Annotated in this window: 15 protein-coding genes and 1 pseudogene; 8 read left to right on the forward strand and 8 right to left on the reverse strand. The window is 72.5% G+C overall.

Translation table 11 applies throughout. The features are described from left to right. Nucleotides 1-5 precede the first annotated feature (5 nt). The 3 genes from QMG73_RS06570 to QMG73_RS06580 form a co-directional block, all read right to left on the reverse strand. The gene (locus QMG73_RS06570) at nucleotides 6-3,338 is read right to left on the reverse strand and encodes an SIS domain-containing protein (RefSeq protein ID WP_281893121.1); all 3,333 of its coding nucleotides are present in this window, start codon (nucleotides 3,336-3,338) and stop codon (nucleotides 6-8) included. Nucleotides 3,339-3,384: 46 nt separating this feature from the next. Continuing rightward, nucleotides 3,385-4,167, reverse strand: coding sequence for an AfsR/SARP family transcriptional regulator (locus QMG73_RS06575; protein ID WP_281893123.1), 783 nt, complete (start codon nucleotides 4,165-4,167; stop codon nucleotides 3,385-3,387). Between the two features lie 142 nt (nucleotides 4,168-4,309). Beyond that, on the reverse strand, nucleotides 4,310-4,945 hold the full coding sequence (locus QMG73_RS06580) for a TetR/AcrR family transcriptional regulator (RefSeq protein ID WP_281893125.1): 636 nt from the start codon (nucleotides 4,943-4,945) through the stop codon (nucleotides 4,310-4,312). 73 nt (nucleotides 4,946-5,018) lie between these two features. Here QMG73_RS06580 and QMG73_RS06585 point away from each other — a divergent pair, with 73 nt between their 5' ends. Both QMG73_RS06585 and QMG73_RS06590 read left to right on the forward strand, forming a co-directional pair. Then, nucleotides 5,019-5,438 carry a VOC family protein gene (locus QMG73_RS06585; protein ID WP_281893127.1) on the forward strand — a complete coding sequence of 140 codons (420 nt, stop codon included), beginning with the start codon at nucleotides 5,019-5,021 and terminating at the stop codon, nucleotides 5,436-5,438. 116 nt (nucleotides 5,439-5,554) lie between these two features. Continuing rightward, nucleotides 5,555-6,907, forward strand: coding sequence for a polysaccharide deacetylase family protein (locus QMG73_RS06590; RefSeq protein ID WP_281893128.1), 1,353 nt, complete (start codon nucleotides 5,555-5,557; stop codon nucleotides 6,905-6,907). A 97-nt stretch (nucleotides 6,908-7,004) separates the two neighbouring features. Here the strand turns inward: QMG73_RS06590 and QMG73_RS06595 are convergent, their stop codons facing one another. Next, the gene (locus QMG73_RS06595) at nucleotides 7,005-10,673 is read right to left on the reverse strand and encodes an AfsR/SARP family transcriptional regulator (RefSeq protein WP_281893129.1); all 3,669 of its coding nucleotides are present in this window, start codon (nucleotides 10,671-10,673) and stop codon (nucleotides 7,005-7,007) included. An 86-nt stretch (nucleotides 10,674-10,759) separates the two neighbouring features. Here QMG73_RS06595 and QMG73_RS06600 point away from each other — a divergent pair, with 86 nt between their 5' ends. The 4 genes from QMG73_RS06600 to QMG73_RS06615 all read left to right on the forward strand — a co-directional run bounded on the left by QMG73_RS06600 (nucleotide 10,760) and on the right by QMG73_RS06615 (nucleotide 16,457). Then, entirely contained in the window at nucleotides 10,760-11,284 is a 525-nt protein-coding gene (locus tag QMG73_RS06600) for a SigE family RNA polymerase sigma factor (protein ID WP_281893130.1), read from the forward strand. After that, nucleotides 11,277-12,560, forward strand: coding sequence for a WD40/YVTN/BNR-like repeat-containing protein (locus QMG73_RS06605; protein ID WP_281893131.1), 1,284 nt, complete (start codon nucleotides 11,277-11,279; stop codon nucleotides 12,558-12,560). The genes QMG73_RS06600 and QMG73_RS06605 overlap by 8 nt, the downstream gene beginning before the upstream one ends. 150 nt (nucleotides 12,561-12,710) lie before the next feature. Further along, nucleotides 12,711-14,939 (forward strand): ATP-binding protein, encoded by a 2,229-nt coding sequence (locus tag QMG73_RS06610; RefSeq protein ID WP_281893132.1) that lies wholly within the window; start codon nucleotides 12,711-12,713, stop codon nucleotides 14,937-14,939. 6 nt (nucleotides 14,940-14,945) lie between these two features. Beyond that, complete coding sequence (locus tag QMG73_RS06615) at nucleotides 14,946-16,457, forward strand: DUF1707 SHOCT-like domain-containing protein (protein WP_281893133.1); 1,512 nt, start codon at nucleotides 14,946-14,948, stop codon at nucleotides 16,455-16,457. A 36-nt stretch (nucleotides 16,458-16,493) separates the two neighbouring features. On the opposite strand, the gene QMG73_RS06620 is transcribed toward QMG73_RS06615, so the two are convergent. The 3 genes from QMG73_RS06620 to QMG73_RS06630 form a co-directional block, all read right to left on the reverse strand. After that, nucleotides 16,494-17,402 (reverse strand): SMP-30/gluconolactonase/LRE family protein, encoded by a 909-nt coding sequence (locus tag QMG73_RS06620; RefSeq protein ID WP_281893134.1) that lies wholly within the window; start codon nucleotides 17,400-17,402, stop codon nucleotides 16,494-16,496. Nucleotides 17,403-17,480: 78 nt separating this feature from the next. After that, complete coding sequence (locus QMG73_RS06625) at nucleotides 17,481-17,870, reverse strand: VOC family protein (RefSeq protein ID WP_281893135.1); 390 nt, start codon at nucleotides 17,868-17,870, stop codon at nucleotides 17,481-17,483. 83 nt (nucleotides 17,871-17,953) lie between these two features. Further along, nucleotides 17,954-18,508, reverse strand: a complete 555-nt coding sequence (locus QMG73_RS06630) for an MOSC domain-containing protein (protein ID WP_281893136.1) — start codon at nucleotides 18,506-18,508, stop codon at nucleotides 17,954-17,956. A gap of 30 nt (nucleotides 18,509-18,538) precedes the next feature. On the opposite strand from QMG73_RS06630, the gene QMG73_RS06635 reads away from it, so the two are divergent. After that, the gene (locus tag QMG73_RS06635) at nucleotides 18,539-19,435 is read left to right on the forward strand and encodes an extracellular catalytic domain type 1 short-chain-length polyhydroxyalkanoate depolymerase (RefSeq protein ID WP_281893137.1); all 897 of its coding nucleotides are present in this window, start codon (nucleotides 18,539-18,541) and stop codon (nucleotides 19,433-19,435) included. A 4-nt stretch (nucleotides 19,436-19,439) separates the two neighbouring features. Continuing rightward, a complete protein-coding gene (locus tag QMG73_RS06640) occupies nucleotides 19,440-20,087 on the forward strand; it encodes an HAD family hydrolase (protein WP_281893138.1) in 648 nt (215 codons plus the stop codon). Nucleotides 20,088-20,306: 219 nt separating this feature from the next. On the opposite strand, the pseudogene QMG73_RS46325 reads toward QMG73_RS06640, so the two are convergent. After that, nucleotides 20,307-20,699, reverse strand: a pseudogene (locus tag QMG73_RS46325) (NAD(P)-dependent oxidoreductase); the annotation flags it as partial. Nucleotides 20,700-20,781: the final 82 nt, after the last annotated feature.

Raw genomic sequence — 20,781 nt, forward strand, 5'->3', positions numbered from 1 at the left:
TCGCTTCACCCGACCATCCTGGCGACCTCGTCGGCGGACGCCAACAGGACCGTCTCGACGGGCAGTCCGGCCAGCACCGCCGGGTCGAAGAACGGGGCGGTCTCGGTCACGGCGGCCCGGATCTCCTCCAGGCGCCCGCCGGCGAGACCGAGGACCTCGACGAGGTGCGCGGCGTCGACCGTCTCGCGCAGGCCGACGTGGAGCAGGGTGAGGGCGTCGACGCGGGCGCCGGTCGGCTCGGGCACCATCAGCACCAGGCGCCCGTCGCGCCGCCCGCGTACCAGTCGCGGCATCCGCGACTGTACGGCGAGCCGCTTGGAGCCGCTCAGCTCGGCACCGTTGTCGGCCCGGCTCGAAAGCCAGCGCGCCGCGCCCGTCTTGCGCACCACGCACAGCGTCGGCGGGCCGTCGGGCGGCCAGCTGAGCAGGTATCGGGTCGCACCGTCGACGCGGGCGACCACGTTGGCGAAGGCACGCAGCGCCACCAGGACCGCGTAGCCGGCTGCCTCCGGGTCGCCGCCGGCGTCGGCGAGCGCCGCCGTGAGCGCGTTGTCGACGAGGCCGGAGTCGTCCCGGGAGGTACCGACCGTCACCGTCTTCGCCTGGTGCTTCACCGAGTCGATGGAACGGGTCAGCTCGTCGACACCGGCCGTGAGCCGCTGCCGGAGCAGCGCGACGGGGTCGCCGGCGGGGTTTCCGTGCTGCAGCACCTGGGAGGCGTGGGAGAGCCCGATCGCCGTGTCGCTGTGCAGGACGCCGCGGAAGGCGCCTGCCGCCGCGTCCGCGACGAACTGGTGGAGCTCGTGGCACGCGTGGTCGAGCTCGCCGATGGTCACGCGGCCGGCGTCGACCGAGGCTTCGAGCGCGCTCAGGGCCGCCCGCAACGGATCCGCCCGCTCGTCGATGGCGCGGGCGATGTGGTACGAGAACAGGTGGCCGGCCGCGGTGCTGAGGATCCACGCGAACGCCGGGTGTGCGGCGGGCACCCGCACCACCGCGTCGGTCGCCCACCGCACGTCGATGCCGTCGTCGACGATGACCGCCGGCGCGTTGCGGTGCGCCGTGAAGATCTCCACCTCTTTGGTCAGGTCGCGCACCTGGCCGGCGGGCGTACCGGCCGCGCAGACGAGCACGAACGACTCCGCCGACAGGTCGACGTGCTTCTTGTCCTCCACGGCGTCCGTGGAGATCGTCTTGTAGCACAGCTCCGACAGCTTGATCCGGGTCTCCTCGGCGGCGACCCGGTTTGGCCCGGAGCCGACCACCGTCCAGTATGGATAGCGGATCGCGACCCGCGCGATCTCGGCGATCCGGGGCGCCAGGCCGTGCAGCTCCGCCAGCTGGCGCGGCACCTCCAGCAGCGCCCGCAGGAGAGTGTCCTCCAGCTCCGGCGCCAGGCGGCCGAGCAGCCGCGCGATCCGCAGGCCGAGCAGCACGCCGGTGGCGACCTGCGAGTAGAACGCCTTGGTGGAGGCCACCGCCATCTCCACGTCACGCCCGTCCGATGTGTACAGCACGCCGTCGCTCTTGTGCGCCAGGTCGCTGTCGCGCCGGTTGACGACGCAGAGCACGGCCGCCCCGCGCGACCGGACCATGTCGACGGTGCGGTTCGTGTCGGTGGTGGTGCCGGACTGGCTCACCGCGACGACGCACACCGCCGACATGTCGCGCCTGAGGCGCCACGCGGACAGCTCGCTGGCGGGCATGGCCTCCACCGACACCGCCGGGTGCAGCAGCCGCCGCACGACGGTGGCGATGCCCTGGCAGGCGACGGCCGCGGTGCCCTGCCCGACGAAGAGGACCTCTTCGATGTCACCGGCCACGAAGCGGCGGCGTACCGCGTCCGGCAGCGCCGATTCGCCCAGCGTCACGTGATGCCGGTCGCCGTCGCGGGCGATCCGACCGCGCAGGCTCTTGCGAAACGAGGAGGGCGCCTCCCGCATCTCCTTGACGAGATAGTGGTCGTACGGCCCGCGCGCCACGTCCCTGGTCGTGATCTGCGTCGTGGAGATGTCACCGGTGGCGACCGGCCGGCCGAGCGCGGTGTAGCACCGCAGTGCCGCCGGAGTCCCGGCACCAGCGCGGTCGAGCGTCACCACCGTGCCCATCTCGTGACTGCCCGACTCGTCGCCGTCCACGCGGGTGCCGTCCAGCCGCAGGTACCGGTCGGTCAGCCCGACGAGCCCGTAGACCTCGCTGGCGACCAGGAAGCAGCCCGGCGCGAACCCGACGTACAGGCCCTGCCCGCTCCCCTTCACCGCCAGCAGCACCCGATCCGGGTCGGTACTGGCCTGCGCCGCGATCGCGAACGAACCGTGCGAGCGCCGGACGAGCTCCGCCATGGCCAGTACCGGATCCGTGCCCGCGCCGAGGCTTCCGGCCAGCATCACCGGGATCAGCTTCGCGTCGGTGCTGACGCCCTCGGTGCCGGTCGGCAGGCCGAGGCTTGCCCGCAGGTCCAGGTGGTTGTCGATGTCTCCATTGAGGACACCGGCGGCGTACACCGGTCCGCGCTCGCGCGTCACGCTGTTGACGGGGTGCGCGTTGGCCTCGCTGACGCGGCCCACGCTGGCCCAACGGGTGTGCGCGAGCACGGTCGCCCGGGCGGTGGGGAGCGCCAGGGCCGCGTGCAGGTCGTCGTCGGCCGCGATCGCGCCGCGCAGGAACGCGACGTTCTCACCGAGCCGCCCGATGACCGACGCTCGCTTGTAGACGAAGGCGAGTCCACCGTGGAACGGCTCGACCGACCCGTGCCGGAAGTCGCCATCCTGTCGGCGGTAGGCGTTGGCCGGTACTCGAGAAATGTCGCCGTCGCCCAGGGTGACCCAGATCTGGATGCCGGCGGAGTCGCGACCGCGGACCTCCAGCCTGTCGACGGCGTCGAGCACCGCGTCGATGGCGAGAAATGCGCGCACGGCCTCGCCGTCCTGTCCACCGGCCAGCGCGGCGGCCCTGGCCGCCGCCGCCACGCGGTCGTTCCGGAGCGTCCACAGTAGATCGCGCGCGCGGAGGGCGAGCCGCTGCCCGCGTTCGAGCGCGTCGGCGCTCGCACCGGCGCCGTCGAGGTCACGGTCGAGCGCGTCCAGCCAGCCGTCCGCCGCGGACAGGCGTGCGACGGCGGCGTCGCGCAGGGCGGGTTCGGTCACGAGGCGGTGGCCGACGGCGGGCAGCGCGTACAGTTCGGCCGCGGCCGCCAGGCTCTTGACGAGCCACTCCAGGCCCTCGACGCCGGCCAGGTCGGCACCGGGCCGGCCGGGCAGGACATCGAGCACCTGGCGGGCCGAGACGTGTTCACGCTCGACGCCGTAGTCCGGTACCGCTGTCACGATTCCGCACATGTTCGACTCCTACCACCGCGAACGTGGCGTCCGCGTCACCCCGCCGTCACGGGACGGCGCGTGGAGACTGCCGAAGCGGCCCCATCAGGTCCAGGAACTGCCGTGTGGGCAGGATCCCGAACTCGTTGGCCAGGACCTGCCGGCAGCGCTCGAACTGCCGGATGGCCTCGCCGACGTTGCCCTCGGCGAGATGCACCCGGGCGACCACCCGATGAGCGCTTTCCCGCAAGGGATCCATGCGCACGGCGGTGAGTCCCGCTTGGAGCGCTTCCAGGTACCGGCCCTCCTGGGCGTGCAGCGCGGCGAGCCGTTCGAGCGCGTGGAGCTGGATCTGGTGCAGCCTCTCGCGGTGCTGCAGGACCCAGTCGTCGTACCAGCCCGGCAGGAGGTCACCGGCGGCCAGCGCCGCCAGCGCTTCCGGCAGGGCGACACCGTCGTCCAGTACCGCGCGGGCGTGCCGCACGATCTCCTCCACGTCGATGCGCACCGCGGCGTTGAGCGCGAGAGCGCCATCGATGCTGTCGACCAGGCCGGGATGCTGTTGCCTGATACGCCACAACGCGGAACGGAGATTTCCCTGCGCGTGGTGCTCGTTGCACTCCGGCCAGAGCTGGCTGGCCACCAGCGAACGGTCGCGCCGGCCCTGGATGGCCAGCAGTGCGCTGAGCCGCTGCACAGCTCGCGTGGTGCTCACCGAGCCCCCGTCGCGCCGGAGCTCCCACCGGTCGATGAGAACCATGGACCACCCCACCGCGGGTTCCTGCCATAGCTCGGTCATCGTGTTCTCCCGGTCGCTGGTGCGGGGGTGCACCGCTAGGACAACTGACACCTAGATCAGGCTCGTCCGGCCTGTCTGGACAGTCAATCAACCGAACGTTCGCGGGGGTTTGGTCGCCAGTGGCGAAGGGGATTGCGCCTACATCGACCGTATATTCCCCTCAAAAAAGGAAGCTCCGGTCTTTGGGTGACTCCTACCGCCTAGTACTTTTGTCGGATCCCCGACAGGTGACGTCACCGTGACGCGACCGCAACGACTCCAGCATCCCGGAGAGCGCGACCTGGGTGTGCGTGAGATCCGCGGGATCGGTGGAGGTCGCCAGCCACAGGGCCGCCTCGTTCATCGCGCCGGACAGCAGGTGGGCCAGTGGCGCGACGGGCTGCTCGGCGATGACCCCGTCGTCGATGAGGGCGGCGAGCGCCTCGGCCAGGTGGCGCGCCGAGGCGGCCTCGTCCATGGCCCGCCACTCATGCCAGCCCAGGACGGCCGGCCCGTCGATGAGCATGATCCGCTGGACGGACGGATCGGTGCTGGCGCTGAGGAACGCCTGGCAACCGGCGGTCAGCTGGGCCCAGGGGTCATCGTGCGCGTCGGCGGCCGCCACGACCTTCTCGGCCACCTCGCCCTGCACCCGCTCCAGGACGGCGCGGAACACGGCGGCCTTGCTGTCGAAGTGGTGGTAGAGCGCGCCCTTGGTGACACCGGCGGACTCGACGATCTGCGCCAGGCCCACCGCCGCGTACCCGTGCGTCGCGAACAGGTGCCGGCTCTCGCGCAGCAGCGCCTGCCGGGTCTGCTCCCGCTGCCGCTCCCTGATGCCGTTACCCATCACCCTCCTTTGACATACCGATGGTACGCCAGTACCGTCTCTTCGCATACCGACGGTATGTGAAGGAGTGATCATGCACCTGACCAGCTTCTATCCCGTGATCTGCACGCCCCGCCTGAAGGAGTCCCACGACTTCTACACCAGGCTGATGGGGTTCGAGACCACCTTCGAGGCCGACTGGTACGTGAGCCTGCGCCGCCCCGGCACCCCGCCGTACGAGCTGGCCCTGCTCGACCACGACCACCCGACCCTGCCCGCGGCCTACCGCCAGCCGGTACGGGGGCTGCTGCTCAACTTCGAGGTGTCCGATGTGGACGCCGAGTGGGAGCGCCTCGTCGTCTGCGAAGGGCTCGCGGCAGAGCTCGAACTGCGCAGCGAGGACTTCGGGCAGCGGCACTTCATCGTGGCCGATCCCAACGGCGTCCTGATCGACGTCATCACACCCATCGCGCCCTCGGCGGAGTACGCCGACCAGTACTCCCCTACGGCATGACCTACGCGCGCTGAAGCAGCTGCTACTCGGCGCTGGCCGCCGCGCCAACGAGTGACCGGTCGGCCCATCCCCTCGGCAACCGCGCGAGCGCACGCTGTAACCAGGGGGCGACTGCCATGAAACGCAAACTATCGGCGATCGCGGCGACCCTGTCGCTGGCGGCGGCGCTCGGCGCGGTGGCCGCCGGGCCGGCCCAGGCGGCGGACGCGGCACCATACCGGGCACACGTGTTCACCAAGGGATACAGCACCAGCAAGGTCGTCACGCTGACCTTCGACTCAGCGTTCAGCAACGCCAACGTGCCGCAGGTGCTCCAGGTGCTCCGCGACAACGGCATCGTCGCGGGGTGGGGCATCACCGGCCTGTTCGCCCAGAACTTCCCCGCCGACGCCCGGGCCATCGCCGCGGCCGGCCACAAGATCATCAACCACAGCTGGGACCACCCGTCCTTCGCCAACCTGACGCAGGCTCAGCGCTGGTCACAGCTCGACCGCACGGAGGCCGCCTTCCGCGCCGCCGGCGTCAGATCAGCGGGCTGGTTCCGGGCACCCTACAAGGCCGCCTACGCTGACCCGGGACTCAACCGCGATCTCGCGCTGCGCGGGTTCTACATCAACTTCGACTGGACATACGACACCACCGGCTACGCCGGCGCCAGCACGGCTACGATCCTCGACCGGGTTCGCCGTTTCACCGTGCCGGGCGCGGTCGTGGTGATGCACACCGGACCGGGCTCCACCGACCCGCAGGCGCTGCCGCAGATCATCTCGACGCTGCGCGGCATGGGCTACACCTTCATGAGCCCGTGGCGGGCGGCGACCACCGGCGGCATCGGCGCCAAGTACGCGGCGCTCGGCGAGCGCAACTCGCGCCTCGGCGCGCCCACGACGGCCGAGATGGTGGCGACGGTCAGCGGCACGGCGGTGCAGTGGTACCAGAACGGTCGCATCTACTGGAAGAGCGGCATCGGTTCGTACGCGGTGCTGTTCGGCATCTTCGGCAAGTACCGCCAACTCGGCACCGTCAACTCGTTCCTGGGCTTCCCCATCACCGACGAGACAGCGTCGCTCGACGGCATCGGCGCCTACAACCACTTCCAGTACGGCTCCATCTTCTGGTCACCGGCGAGCGGCTCGCACGAAGTGCACGGCGGCATCCGCACGAAATGGGGCCAGCTGGGCTGGGAGCGCGGCTTCCTGAAATACCCCATCAGCGACGAGGTGTCGGTGACCGGCGGGCGGGCGTCACAGTTCCAGGGCGGCAACGTGTACTGGTCAAGCGCCACCGGCGCACGCGAGGTCCACGGCCCGATCCTGAGCCGGTACCTGAGCCTCGGCGGCACCGGCAGCCGCCTGGGCCTGCCCACCACCGACCAGTACGCCGTGCCGGGCGGCGCCCGCAACAACTTCCAACACGGCACCTTGACCCTGAACACCGCAACCGGCGCGGTAACAGTCACCTACACCTGACGGTGAGGATGTCAGCGGACGGGGTAGTAGTTGGCGGCAAAAGTGATCATGGAACCACCGTAAGCCCCCCGGCTCTCACCTTGGTGACAGCGACGTTTCAGCCGTGGGTGCGCGACGGGTGCGCGGCCTGGCGGAGCGTCAGCGCGGTGCGTGCCTCGGCGAGCCGCCGCCCCGCCTCCCGGTGCACTCGCAGCGCCTCCGTCGCGTCTTCGACGGCCTGCTCGACCCGCCCCAGGCCGAGAGCCGCGAGGGCACGTACCTGGCGCGCGTCGGCGACCGCGATCGGCGAGGCGGCCCGCTCGGCGATCTGGAGGGCCCTCTCGGCGTGCTGGTGGGCGGCCGGGAAGTCGCCCCGCTCACAGTGTGCCTCGGTCAGGGCGAGCTCCACGTCGAGCTGGCTGCGGGAGGACCCGTCCTGGCCGGCGAGCCGGCGCGCGGCGTCGAGCCGGACGATCGCCTCGTCCACCCGGCCCGCGCGCAGGTCGACGACCGCGAGGCGGGTCTCGGCGACGGCATGCAGCCGGCCCTCGCCGAGCTCGACGGCGACGGCCAGCGCCTCGGTCAGCGCCGCCGTCGCCTCCGCGTACCGGCCCGCCTCGCCGTGCACGGCACCGATCTCCAGCAACGCCGCGGCTTCCTGGTGGCGCGAGCCGCTCTCCCGCCCGATGGCCAGCGAACGGTCGAGCAGGTCGAGGGCCTCGTCGAGGCGGCCCTGCTCGCGGCGGATGATGCCGAGGTTCTCCAGCGCGATCGCCGCGCCGTGGCGCTGGCCGTTCTCGTACAGCAGCGGCAGCGCCTGCTCGTGGAAGTGCGCCGCCCGGGTCAGCTCGCCGAGTTCCTGGTGGACCGCGGCGAGGTTGTTGAGGCTGGCCGCCTCGCCGTGCCGGTGGCCGATCCGCCGGTCGATGTCCAGCGACTCCTGCAGCCGGTCGGTCGCCTCCCGCGGCCGACCCATGGTGATCAGGGTGACGGCCAGGCTGCGCAGCACGGACGCCTCGCCCCGCTCCCACGGGATCCGCCGGTACAGCTCCAGGGCCTGCTCGTACTCCGACAGCGAGGTCCGGTAGTCGGCCATGCGCCACCGGGCGAGCCCCAGGCAGAACCGCATCGCCGCCTCGGCCCGCGCGTCGCCGTGCTGGCAGGCGGCGGCGAGACCGCGTTCGGTGACGGCCAGCCACTCCGACGCCGTGCCGCGCAGGTACATGAGGCCCCGCAGTGCGTCGGCCAGGTGCCACGCGGCGTCGGCGGGGCCGCACCGGGCCGCGTACTCGACCGCGGCGGTCAGGTTGTCCCACTCGGCGGTGGTCCACGCGGTGGCCTCGGCCGCGTCACCGAGCGCGACCTCCGGCACACCGGGCACCGGCTCCGGGCGGGTCAGCAGGATCGTCGGCGACAGCATCACGGCCGCGGCGCGGTCGGTGGCGGCCACGTAGTGGTCCAGCAGGCGCCGCACGGCCGCGTCTCGCTCGGCGGGCGGATCCTCCTCGGCGGCCAGCTCGACGCCGTACTCCCCCAGCAGGTCGTGGCTGCTGAACCGGTCGGCGCCGCGGTCGCGGACCAGGTGCACGCGGGCCAGCGTGTCGAGCAGGCGGCCGGCGTCCGGTGTGGAGGTCGCCGCCAGCGCCGCGGCCGCCGCGCTGGTCAGCCCGCTGGGGCTCGGCACGAGGCTGAGCAGCCGGAACAGGCGGCGCGCGGGCTCGGGCAGGGCGCGGTACGACAGGTCGAACGCGCCGCGCACGGTCGCCCGGTGGTCACCCGCGAACTGGAGCCGGTCCATCCGGCCGTGCCGCAGCTCGTCGACGTGCTGGCGGACGGTGTGGTGCTCCCGGTCCGACAGGCGCGCGCTGGCGATCCGGAGCGCGAGCGGCAGGTACCCGCACAGCCGCGCGAGTTCCTCGGCGGCGTCCGGCTCGGCGTCGAGCCGCACCCCGCCGGACTGCCGCAGCACGTCGATCGCGGCGTCCGGCGCCAGCACGTCGAGCGTGACGCGGCGCGCCCCGTCGAGCGCGACGAGGCCGCCGAGCCGGTCGCGGCTGGTGGCCAGGACAAGGCAACCCGGTTCGCCGGGCAGCAGCGGGCGGACCTGCTCGGGGTCCGAGACGTCGTCGAGTACCACCAGGATCCGCCGGCCCGCGACGAGCGACCGGTAGCGGGCGACCTGCCGCTCCAGGTCGACCGGGATGTCGCCGGCCGGCACCCCGAGGTCGTACAGCAGCTGCGGCAACGCCTCGGCCGCCGACGCCGGCGGCCCGTGGTCGAACCCGCGCATACTCAGGAAGAGCTGCCCGTCCGGGAAGTGCCGCGCCCAGCGGTGCGCGCACTCGGTGACCAGCGCGGTCTTGCCGACCCCGGCGGTGCCGACGACGAGCAGCAGGCGGTCGGGCCCGGCGCGCAGCTCTTCGAGGGCCGCCAGCTCCGCGTCGCGCCCCACGAACCGGCTGGACGCGGCGGGCAGCGAGCGCGGCGCCGGGCTCGCCGGTGGTGCGGGCTCGCCGGCAAGGTCGCGCAGGCGCTGGCGGCGCTCCGCGGCCGCCGAGCGCAACCCCTCCAACCGCGCGGCCTCCGCGGTGGCGAAAGACGCTCGGGTACCGGCCAGCGCGGCACCCCGCCACAGCGCGAGCGCCTCGTCGTAGTGGCTGACCGCGACGCCCGGCCGCCCGTCTCGCGCCGCCCGCTCGGCCCGGTCGACGTGGTGCGCGAACGCGTCGAGGTCGAGCTGGCCGGGCTCCAGCCGCAGCCGGTACCCGGACGGGTCGGTGCTGATGAGCCCGGGCGTGGCCAGCGCCTTGCGCAGCGCGGCGACCAGCGTGCGGACCCGCGCCTCGTACGCGGCCGGCAGCGGCTCGCCCCACAGCGCGGCGGCGAGGCGGTCGGACGGCATCGGCTGGCCCGCGCCCAGCAGCAGTACCGCCAGCAGCGCGCGCTGCAGCGGGCTCAGCCGCACCGGCTGGTGATCGGCGAGCGCCTCGACGGGTCCCAGCACCCGGTACCGCACCGCCGTCGCCGGCTCGTCCTGGGTCGACACCTCCACGCGGCCGGCCTCCGGCGGGGCGTCGCGGAGCAGCGTCCGGTGCAGCCGTTGCAGCTCCGCACCGGGGAGCACGCCGAGGTGCTCCCGGAAGCGCTGGTACGCGTCGCGGTACTCGCGCAGGGCGTCGACGCGGCGGCCGGCGCGGTCCAGGCACGCCATCAGCTGGTGGATGAAGCGCTCCCGGAACGGGAACTCGACCACCAGGCTGCGCAGGTCGCCGACCAGCTCGGCGGCCTGGCCCCGATCGATCAGCAGGTCGTTGCGGCGCTCCACCGCCAGCAGGCGCAGCTCGGTCAGCCGGGTGCGCTCGGCGAGCACCGCACCGGTCGCCGGGATGTCGGCCAGCGCGGTGCCTTCCCACAGCGCCAGCGCGGTGCCGAGGCGGCGCTCGGCGTCGAGACTGGACATCCGCTCCACGCCCGCGACCAGGTCTTCGAACCGGAGCGCGTCGACCGAGTCCCGGTCGATGTCCCACACGTAGGCGCCGGTCAGCGTGCGGATGGCCGGCACGCCGGCGAGGTTGCGGCGCAGCCGGCTCAGGTAGGTGCGGATCGCCGCCTCGGGACTGTCGGGCAGGTCGTCGTCCCACAGCCACGCCGCGATCTGACCGGTTGTCACCGCCCGGCCGGCCTGCAGCGCCAGCCCGGCCAGCAGGGCTCGCGGTCGCGGCTGGAGCGGATCGGCGGTGCCGCCGCCGAGGCCGAACGTCCCCAGCAACCGCACGGTGACGTCCACGGCGCAGAGCCTAGTCCCTGAAGGTTTCACGCAACCGGATAGCCGAGGCGCTGGTCTGCTTAGTGACAGCCCCGAAGGGAGCACAGATGGACGGCGTCGAGGCCGTGCACGACGCGTACCGCGCGCACTATCGAAGGTTGGTGGGCCAGCTGTACGCGCTGACGCGGGACCTTTCCGAGGCGCAGGACGTGGTCCAGGAGGCGTACGCCCGGGCGCTTGCCCGTCCGGCGCGCTTCCTGGAAGTACAGGATCCCGAGAAGTGGCTGCGGACCGTGGCCATGAACGCGGCGCGCACGCGCTATCGGCGCCGTTGGGTCCTTGACCGGCTGCTGCTCGCCGGTCGCGTGCACCGGCCGGACGAGACGGTGCCGGGCATGTCGCCGGACCGGGTCGCGCTGGTCGAGGCGCTGCGCCGGCTTCCGCGCCGGACGCGGGAGGCGATCGTGCTGCACCACATCGCGGACCTGCCGGTCGACGAGGTGGCGGCGGCGCTCGGCGTCTCGGCCGGCACCGTCAAGTCCCGCCTGTCCCGCGGCCGCGCGGCGCTGGCGCGGCTCCTGGCCGACAACCCCGACACCACCACCGCCGAAGGAGCGATCGACTATGCGTGACCTGGACTTCCGGGGCGTACTCGAAGACGTCACGGACGCCACCCAGCAACCAGAGTTCGGGATCGTGCGGCGGCGAACGGCGCGGATGCGCACCAGACGGCGCGTGCTGGCGTCCGGCGGCGCGCTCGCCGTGGCGGCGGTCCTGGCCGCCGCCGGCGGCGTCGCCGTCACCGGAGGCGGCGGCGACGGTCTGCCCGAGCTGGTCGGCAGCCCCGCCACGGAGACCGGCCCGCAGCGGATCCAGTGGGCCGGCGCCGCCGACGCCGACCACCTGTACGCGCTGGTCGGCTGCCCGACGTGCGACGCGACCCTGATGGCGTCGAGCGACGGGGGCCAGACGTGGCAGCCGCGCCCCACCGACCAGTGGCTCGCCAAGCCCGCCGCCATGCTCGACCTGTACGTGCTCGGGCCGGAGATCCTCGCCTACGGCCTGCCCGAGGCGCTGACCGGCGGGCAGTCCGATGCGGTGACCGACGGGCTGCGCGGCAAGGGCAACGACGGGCCAACCCAATCGCGCGAGACACCGAGAATCAGTCTCGACGCCGGCCGGACCTGGAAGACCCTTTCGGCCAGCGAGGAGCCGGTGGCCGCGGCGCCCGACGGCACCCGGCTCCTGGGATGCGGGCTGGGTTCCTGCGACCTGCACGCCGTCGACCCGGCCACCGGTGTGCTGGCGCCGCTGGCCACGCAGCCGCCGCTGACCCACGCCGACATCGCCGGCGTGCCGTTGGACGCCGGCCTGTGGGTGAGCGGGCTCGACCCGGCCAGCGGGAAGCCCGCGGTGGCGGTGAGCCGCGACGGCGGCAAGAGCTGGCGTTCGCACGTCTTCACCGATGAGGCGGTGGTGCCCCAGGACCGGGGCCTGGTCGCCGGAAAGTACATAACGGCCGTCGCGACCTACGACGGGCGGACCGTCTACGCCACCCTCACGGGCACCCACGACGGGATCCCGCACCTGTACCGCAGTGCCGACGGCGGGCGGACCTGGCGGCGCACGAACCCGGACGGGCCACCCAGCGGAGTCGAGACGGTGACCGGTCTCGGTTACGCCACGGCCGACGGCGCGCACGTGACGATATTCACCGAGGGCAACACGTTCGTGCTCCGGGTCAGCACCAACGGCCGCGACTACCGGCCCCTGGTCGCCGCCGGCGGGCCACCCACGATCAGCGTTCCGCCGGACGGCCTCGCCGGGGGCCAGTACCTGATGCGTAGCGAAAGGGCGCTCTACCTCTCCGGCGACGGCCGGACCTGGCGGCAGGTCACGCTCCCGTAGGTGGGTAGGTCCGGAGGATCACCGGCCCCCGTGTCCCGGAGATCCGCCGGACGCCACCTAGGATTCATCTTGGCGAATGCCGATGCCGCGAACCAGGAACGGCACCGGTACTTTGCCGGTACTTGATGCCGCAGGGGTGGGAGGCCCGAGGTGTTCGGTCGGCTGCTGCGCGGGCATCGCCGGCGGCAGGGCTGGACCCAGGAGGACCTGGCCGCCAAGACGGGACTGAGCGTCCGGGCGGTCGGCAAGCTGGAGGCCGGCCGGGTCGCGGTGCCGCGGCCACAGACCGTCAACCTGCTCGCCGCCGCGCTCGGGCTGACCGGCGCCGACCGCGACGAGTTCCTCGCCTCGGCCACGCCGAGCGACGAACGACCGCCCGCGGCCGGCGTGCCGGCGCAGCTGCCGCCGGACGTCAGCGGGTTCGCCGGCCGCGAGGCGCAGCTGGCCAGGCTCGACGCGGTGCTCGGCGGCGCCGCCAGTATCGCGGTGCTTTCCGGCACGCCCGGCGTCGGCAAGACCGCCCTCGCGATCCACTGGGCACACCGCGCCGCCGGGCGCTTCCCGGACGGCCAGCTCTACGTCAACCTGCGCGGGTTCGACCCCGGCGGGCGGCTGACGCCACCTGCCGAGGCGGTTCGAGGGTTTCTCGACGCGCTCGGGGTGCCGCCCGATGCGGCCCCGGCCAGCCTCGACAGCCAGGTCGGCCTGTACCGCAGCAAGGTCGCCGGCAGGCGGATGCTGATCGTCCTGGACAACGCCCGCGACGCCGACCAGGTCCGGCCGCTCCTGCCCGGTACCCCCTCGGCGGTCGTGGTGGTGACCAGCCGCGACCGGCTCACCGGCCTGGTCGCCGGCGTCGGCGCCGAGCCCGTGATGCTCGACCCGCTCTCCACTGTGGAGTCCCGCGACCTGCTCGCGAGCCGGCTCGGCCCCGACCAGGTCGACGGCGACCCCGAGTCCGTCCAGCGGATCGTCGCCGCCTGCGCGCGGCTGCCGCTGGCGCTGACGATCGCGGCGGCACGGGTACGGCAGTCCGGGTTCGCGCTGCGTGACGTCGCCGCCGAGCTGGACGAGGCCGGGCACCGCCTCGACGCACTCGACACCGCCGACCGGACCAGCCAGGTGCGCGCGGTGTTCTCGTGGTCGTACGCGTCGCTCAGCCCGCCCGCCGCACGGCTGTTCCGCCTGCTGGGCCTGCACCCCGGACCCGCGGTGTCGGCGCCCGCGGCGGCGAGCCTCGCCGGCCACCCGCCGTCCGGGATCCGCCCGCCGCTGCTGGAGCTGATCCAGGCCAACCTGCTGGCCGAGCAGGCGCCCGGCCGTTACGTCCGGCACGACCTGCTGGGCGTGTACGCCGCCGAGCTGTGCCGCGCCGAAGACGGCGAGGAGGAGCGCGCCGCCGCCGTCCGGCGGATGGTCGACCACTACACGCACAGCGCGTACCACGCGGACCGGGTCGTGTACCCGCTGCGCGACCCCATCCCGATCCCGCTCGACCCGCCGGCACCCGGCACGGTTCCGGAGCGGCCCGCCGGCGAGGAACGGGCGCTCGCGTGGTTCGACACCGAGCACGCCGCGCTGCTCGCCATCCAGCGCCGCGCCGCCGAAGACGGCTTCGACGTTGCCGTGCTACAGCTCGCCTGGGCGCTGCGCACGTTCCATGTCTACCGTGGACACCGGGCCGGGATGGCCACGGTGTGGCGGGCCGCGATCCCCGTCGCCAAGCGGATCGGGCGCCTCGAAATGGCGGGCGAGGCGCACCGCTGCGTCGGCCTCGCCGCCACCTACGCCGACGACTACCCGTCGGCCGACGAGCAGTACCAGCAGGCCCTGCGGTTGTTCGCCGAGGCGGGCGACGACAACGGCCAGGGCTACACGCACCAGAGCCTCGCCCTGCTCAGCGAGCGGCGCGGCGACCCGCGGAGCGCGCTGCACCACGCCGGGCGGGCGGTCGACCGCTTCCAGGCCAGCGGCCACGACCGCGCACGGGCCAAGGCGCTCAACGCGGTCGGCTGGTACCACGCCATGCTGGGCGAGCACGAGCAGGCGCTCGTCCACTGTGAACAGTCGCTGGAGCTGCTGGAGCGATTCACCGACGCGTACGGCCAGGCGCACACCTGGGACAGTCTCGGGTACATCCACCACCGGGCCGGCCACCCCGACCGGGCGGTCGAGTGCTACCGCCGCGCGGTCGAACTCTTCGACGAACTCGGCAACCACGGCGACGGCGCGCCGACACTGGTCCGCCTCGGCGACTCGTACGCGGCCGCGGGCGACCGGGAGGCGGCGGAGGGCGTGTGGCGGCAGGCCCTGGCGATCTTCACCGCCCTGGACCACCCCGAGGCCGCGACGGTAGCCGCCAAACTATCCGTACGATGATCGATCGTGAATCTGGGATGGTCCGACGGTGGTCAGGGTGGGCTGCGGGCGACGAACGCCGACCGTGAGCAGGTGGTGCGGCTGCTGGACACGGCGCTGGCGGAGGGCCGGTTGGACGCCGTCGCGCACGCCGGCCGCGCCGACGCGGTACGGGCCGCGAAGACGCGCGGCGACCTCGCCAAGCTCGCCGCCGACCTGCCCGATCGGCGCGGCGTCACCGACTGGGTCGATGATCTTCGGGTACGCGGTGACGACCGTGAACGGGCAGCCGGCTGGCTGGCCGACGGGGCGGCGCAGGGGCGGCTCGCCGCCGTCGAGCACGAGCGGCGGGTCGCGGCGCTCACCGGCGTCGAGACGTACGGCGAGCTCAAGCACGTGCTGCACGGCCTGTCCGGCTGGCCCGGAGCAGAGCACGACGACCTGCTCGCCGGGTCGGACGACCGGGCGGCCGCCCTGGCGAAGCTGGCCGAGGCGGTCACCGACGGCCGGGTAGCACCGGTCGAGGCACCCGCCCTGGAGGCCGACATCGGCCAGGCCCGGCGGGTCACCGACCTCAGCCGGTTGCTGGCCGGTATCGCCACGCGCGCCAGCGACCGCGAGCGCGACGGCACCGCCCAGGAACTCGACGCCGCCTACCACGACGGACGGCTCGACGGCGCGGAGCACGCCGCCCGGGTCGGCAAGGCACGATCGGCCACCGAGGACGCCGACCTCGCCGGCCTCGTGGCGGACCTGCACGGCGGTACCCGCCGGCTGGCGCAGGCCGACCGCGACGAGATGGCGGCCCGGCTCAAGACGGCGCTCGACGAGGGTCGGTTGGACCTGGCCGAGTACGAGGAGCGGCTGCGCACCGCGAACGCCGCCACCACGGTCGCCGAGACGGAGGCGCTGTTCGCCGATCTCGTCGACCCGCCCAAGCCCGCACGGCGCGGACCGCTCGACGCCCTGTTCGACGTGGTGGTGTTCAACTCCGCGCTGATGCCCGCGTCGCGGCGCTGGTGGCGGTACCTCTATCCGAAGCCGATGTGGAAGATCCTGACCGTCGGCACACTGGTCGCGTGGATCTACACCATTTTCGCGCTGCCTGCCATCCCGCTCCTCGCGGCGGTCGTTGTCGGCTGGTTTCCGGTAATCGTCCTGCTGGGCCTGACCACCTACTTGGCCGGTAAGGCGGGCAAAGGTGTCGAGGAGCGGGAGGACGCGATCGCCCGCGGCATCCAGGAGGCCGTGAAGCGCTCCCACCACGGCTTCGAGACGGTCGAGATCGACCGGTCGGACGGCGAGGTGACGTTCAAGGTCAGGCTCGAGGACGAAGGCGAGGGTGCCACCATCCCCGAGCCGGTCATCGAGGAGGCCGTGCGGTTGCTGTGGATCAGCCGGCTCCTGCTCGCGACGATCAAATTCGAAGTCGGGTGGCCGGAGCGGGAGGTGTACGTCCTCAAGCTGAACCGGGCCGAGTGGCGCCGGCTGACCCACAGGTACGGGCCGCGCCCCTACGGGCCGCTTCCCGTGGACTAGCGCTAGGCACGGACTAGCACTACGCACGGACTAGCGCTAGGCGCGGACGACCACCACCTCGTACGTGGGCGAGGTGGGCGGGAAGCCGGTGTCGAAGTGCGCGTTCACCGCCGCCAGCTTGTGGCCGAACAGCGCCGCCGTCGTCGGGATGGCGAAGTGCGGACTGGTGATGACCTTCTCGAGGGTGCCCTGGCTCAGGTCGCCACTGAGCTGGAACCGCGAGATCTGGTTGTTGAAGTTCTGCACCGCCCACAGCCGGCGGCCGTCGAGCACGATGCCGTCCACATTGGGCACATCGACGCCCGCGATCGCCGCGCTGGCACCGGTGACCGGGTCGACGGTGAAGACCTTCGCCGCCGCCGAGTGCGCGACGAGCAGGGTGCAACCGTCGGCCGTGGCGTCGATCCCGTTGAGGTTGAACTCGCCGCTGGTGTCGGCGGCCGGGCCGCTGAGGGTGAGAGTCCGCAATGGACCCGGCTTGCCGTACCCGTCAACCGGTACGAAGAACAGCTTGCCCTGCGCGGAGTCGGTGAACCACGCGCCGCGCCGGGTCACCGCCACGTCGTTGACGAGCGTGGCGCCCGGGATCTGGTACGTGGCGACCGTCGCGCCCGTCCGCAGGTGGTACACGTACGCCTGGCCGGTCTGCCCGCCCGCGACGAAGAGCAGGTTGTGGCGGAGGTCGGCCTTCAGGCCCACGGCGTTCCGGCCGGCCGGCGCGTCGATGAAGAGCTCCGCGGTGCCGCGCTTGATGTCGCCGCGGAAGATGTCACCGGCGAACAGGTCACCGGCGTAGAACGTCGATCCGGCGCCGGCGGCGATCCCCTCGGCGGATGTGGCACCCGGCAACACGATGACCTTGTCGGCACGCGGTTCGGCCACGGCTGGAGCGGCCGTCGCGCCGATCATTCCCAGCGCGAGCAGCGGCACGGCCAACCGATTCATGATCAAGTTAGGCAATTCTCCTCCTATCGGCGGTCTCCGCCCGATTGTGCCGTAACGACGCCGGGTACCGGATCGGTTCTAGGATGTTGCGAAGAACTCGATCGCGATGTTGTCGGGGTCCTTGGCGTTGAGGTGCGCGCCGAACTGGTCCTCGACGATCGCCGAGTGCAGCACGCCCTGCTCGTCCAAGCGCTGCCGCCAGCCCTCCAGCTCCGCGCGCGACTCGACGTGGATGCCGATGTGGTCCAACCCGACACGTGCCGGGTCGAACTCGTCCTTCTCGTCGGTCGCCTGGTGCGTGCGGAACCCGACCATGAGCACCGGCCCCACGCAGACCGCGAGGGGGCCGGTGTCGTCGCTGGCGGACACCACGGTCTGCCCGTCCAGCAAGCGGTTGTAGAAGTCGGCACTGCGCTCGACGTCCGTGACCGTCAGCATGATGTGCCCGATTCCCTGCGCCGATGGCATGAGACCACCTCCCGGCTAAAAGCCCGCAAAGTACCAAAATCGACGCTACGCTCGGGCCGCTCGGCTGTCCACGGCCCCGGCCTTCACACGCGGTCGAGTGGCTCGTGCGGGCGCGCGGGCAGGTCTACGGAGATCGCGTCGCCCGGCCTGACGGGGCCGCCGCGCAGGACGATACCCATGATCCCGGCCTTCCGGATCACGTTGCCCTCCTCGTCCTTGTCGAGGACGGCCTTGAGCAGCCCGGCGCGGAAGTCGTTGATCTGGTGGCAGGGATTGCGCAGACCGGTGACCTCGACAACGGCCCGCGAGCCGAGCCTGAGCACGGTGCCTCTCGGCAGGGCCAGCACGTCGAGACCGCGCGTGGTGATGTTCTCCCCCAGCTGGCCCGGACCGACGTCGAAGCCCCGCTCACGCAGCTCGTCGTGCAGTTCACTGTGGATCAGGTGGACCTGCCGCAGGTTCGGCTGCGTGGGGTCGACGGCGATCCGGGAAAGGTGCTGCACGGTCACGCCCGCGTGCGCGTCGCCCTCGACACCGAGCCCTTCGAGCAACGTGATCTCGTCGGCCACGGCCTTGCCGAACCGGTGCTCGCCGTCGCGGCAGACCGCCACGACCACCGGCGCTGTCGTCACCGCCATGGTGGCAGTGTCTCATGTAGCGTCGCTGGCATGACGGGTCGACGGGGGCTCCTCACCGGACTGGTCCTGTGCCTGCTCGCGGCGTGCGGCGGCGCACCGGACGAGCCCGAGACGGCCACCACGGTCACGCTGACCGTCGACGACCGGCCGTTCCGGCTGTACGTGCCCGGCGGATACGACTCCGACCGCGAGGCACCCCTCGTCGTGGCGCTGCACGGCTTCGAGACCGACGCCGCGATGCAGGAGAACTACTTCAAGCTCACCCCCGAAGCCGAGCGGCGCGGCTTCCTGTACGCGATGCCGGAAGGCACGAAGAACCGTGCCGGCGACCGGTTCTGGAACGCGGCCGACGCGTGCTGCGACTTCGACCGCAGCGGGGTCGACGACTCGGGATACCTGCGCAAGGTGATCGACGCGGTCACGCGCACGTACGCGGTGGACGGGCGGCGGGTCTACGTGATCGGGTTTTCCAACGGCGGGTACATGGCACATCGGATGGCCTGCGAGCACTCGGCCCTGATAGCGGCGATCGTCTCGCTGGCCGGAGCGGCGACCAACGATCCGTCGCGGTGCACGCCTCATCGGGCGGTCAGCGTCTTGCAGATCCACGGCACCGCGGACCGGATCGTCCGGTACGGCGGCGGCCAGAACACCACCGGGTCGTACCCGTCCGTCGCCGACACGATCGGCCTCTGGCGGGGCCTCAACGGCTGCACCGACCGGGCCGACACGTCTGCCCCGCCCATCGACCTCGACTCCGGCCTGACCGGCGCCGAGACCGCGATCACCGCCTACACCACGGGATGCCGCGACGGCACGCTCGTGGAGTTGTGGTCCATCAAGGACGGTGGCCACATCCCCGCGCTCACAGACGGTTTCGCGCCAGCCGTGGTCGACTTCATGCTCGCTCGCCGTGCCCCGGCGTAAGCCTGTGAAACCCACGGGCGCCGTCTTCTTCGACATCGACGGCACACTCGTGCCCAGGACAAGCTCGTCGGTCTACCTCGCCGGCTTCCTCGGGCACCGCGAAAAGCTGGCCGAGGCCGAAGAAGCGTACGCCGCCGGCATCGTGGACAACCGCCACGTCTCCGAATTGGACGCCGCCGGATGGGCAGGCGTGCCCGAGGAGCGGACCCGCGATTGGCTCGCCGGGATGCCTCTGGTCACGGGCATCCCCGAGACCGTGGCATGGTGCCGGCGCAACGGATTGGTGCCGATGCTGGCCACCCTGGCCTGGACGCCGGTCGGCGGTTACCTCGCCGACCGGTTCGGGTTCCACTCATTTAGCGGGCCACGGCTCGCGACGGCCAGCGGCCGGTACACCGGACGCGTCGAGCACCACTTCGACGAGTACGACAAGCGAGACGTCGCCCTGGCGCAGGCGCGAGCGCTCGGATTCGAACTCCGCTCGTGCGGGGCGGTCGGAGACAGCCGATCCGACCTGCCGCTGTTCGCGGCCGTCGGCGTGAGCGTCGCCTTCAACGCCTCGCCCGCCGCGCGAAAGGCGTCGACCGTCATCGTCGACGGTGACGACCTGCGCGGCGTGCTCCCGGCCCTGGGCCGGCTGCTGGAGCCCTGAGCGGGTTGGCGCACAATGCCGATCTGTGATCACCAGCATCTCGCCAGCCACGGTTGCGCTCTTCGAGCGGGCCGTGCGCCAATTCACCCAAACCACCAGCGGCGCGTCGACATACGCCCAGGCACCGGGGACGATGGCGTTCGTCGCCACGCGGGATGAGCAGACGGACACCACGTCGGCGGTACCCAGGAGCTCGTCCCTGCCGACGAGCCGCGCGCCGCATTGCGAAGCGCGCTCGGCGGTCAGGTTGGCGCTCCACGCCACGACGTCCATCTCGAACGCGCGGGCGACCGCCGCGACCTGGCCGCCGATGGATCCAAGGCCGAGCAGGCCGATGGTCTTTCCGTGCAGGCTGCTGCCGAGCCCGATCTGCCAGTCGCCGTCGCGCAGCGCCCGCTGCTCGGCGGGGATGTTTCGCAGCAGGGCGAGGATCAGCGCCCAGGTGAGCTCGGTGGTGGATCGCTTGTCGCCGCGGGTGCCGCAGACCGTGATGCCCCGCGCGGTGGCCGCGGCCACGTCGATCGCGGCGTTGCGCATTCCCGTCGTGACCAGCAGGCGCAGTGCGGGCAGCCGGTCGAGCAGCTCGGCGGGAAACGGGGTGCGTTCCCGCATCGCGACCACCACGTCGGCGCCGTCGAGGGCCGCGACGAGCTCGTCGGGGTCGTCGATGGGTGGTCGAGCGTGGTGATTTCGG

It is taken from the genome of Phytohabitans aurantiacus (assembly GCF_027923225.1).
In the GTDB taxonomy this organism is placed as follows: domain Bacteria; phylum Actinomycetota; class Actinomycetes; order Mycobacteriales; family Micromonosporaceae; genus Phytohabitans; species Phytohabitans aurantiacus.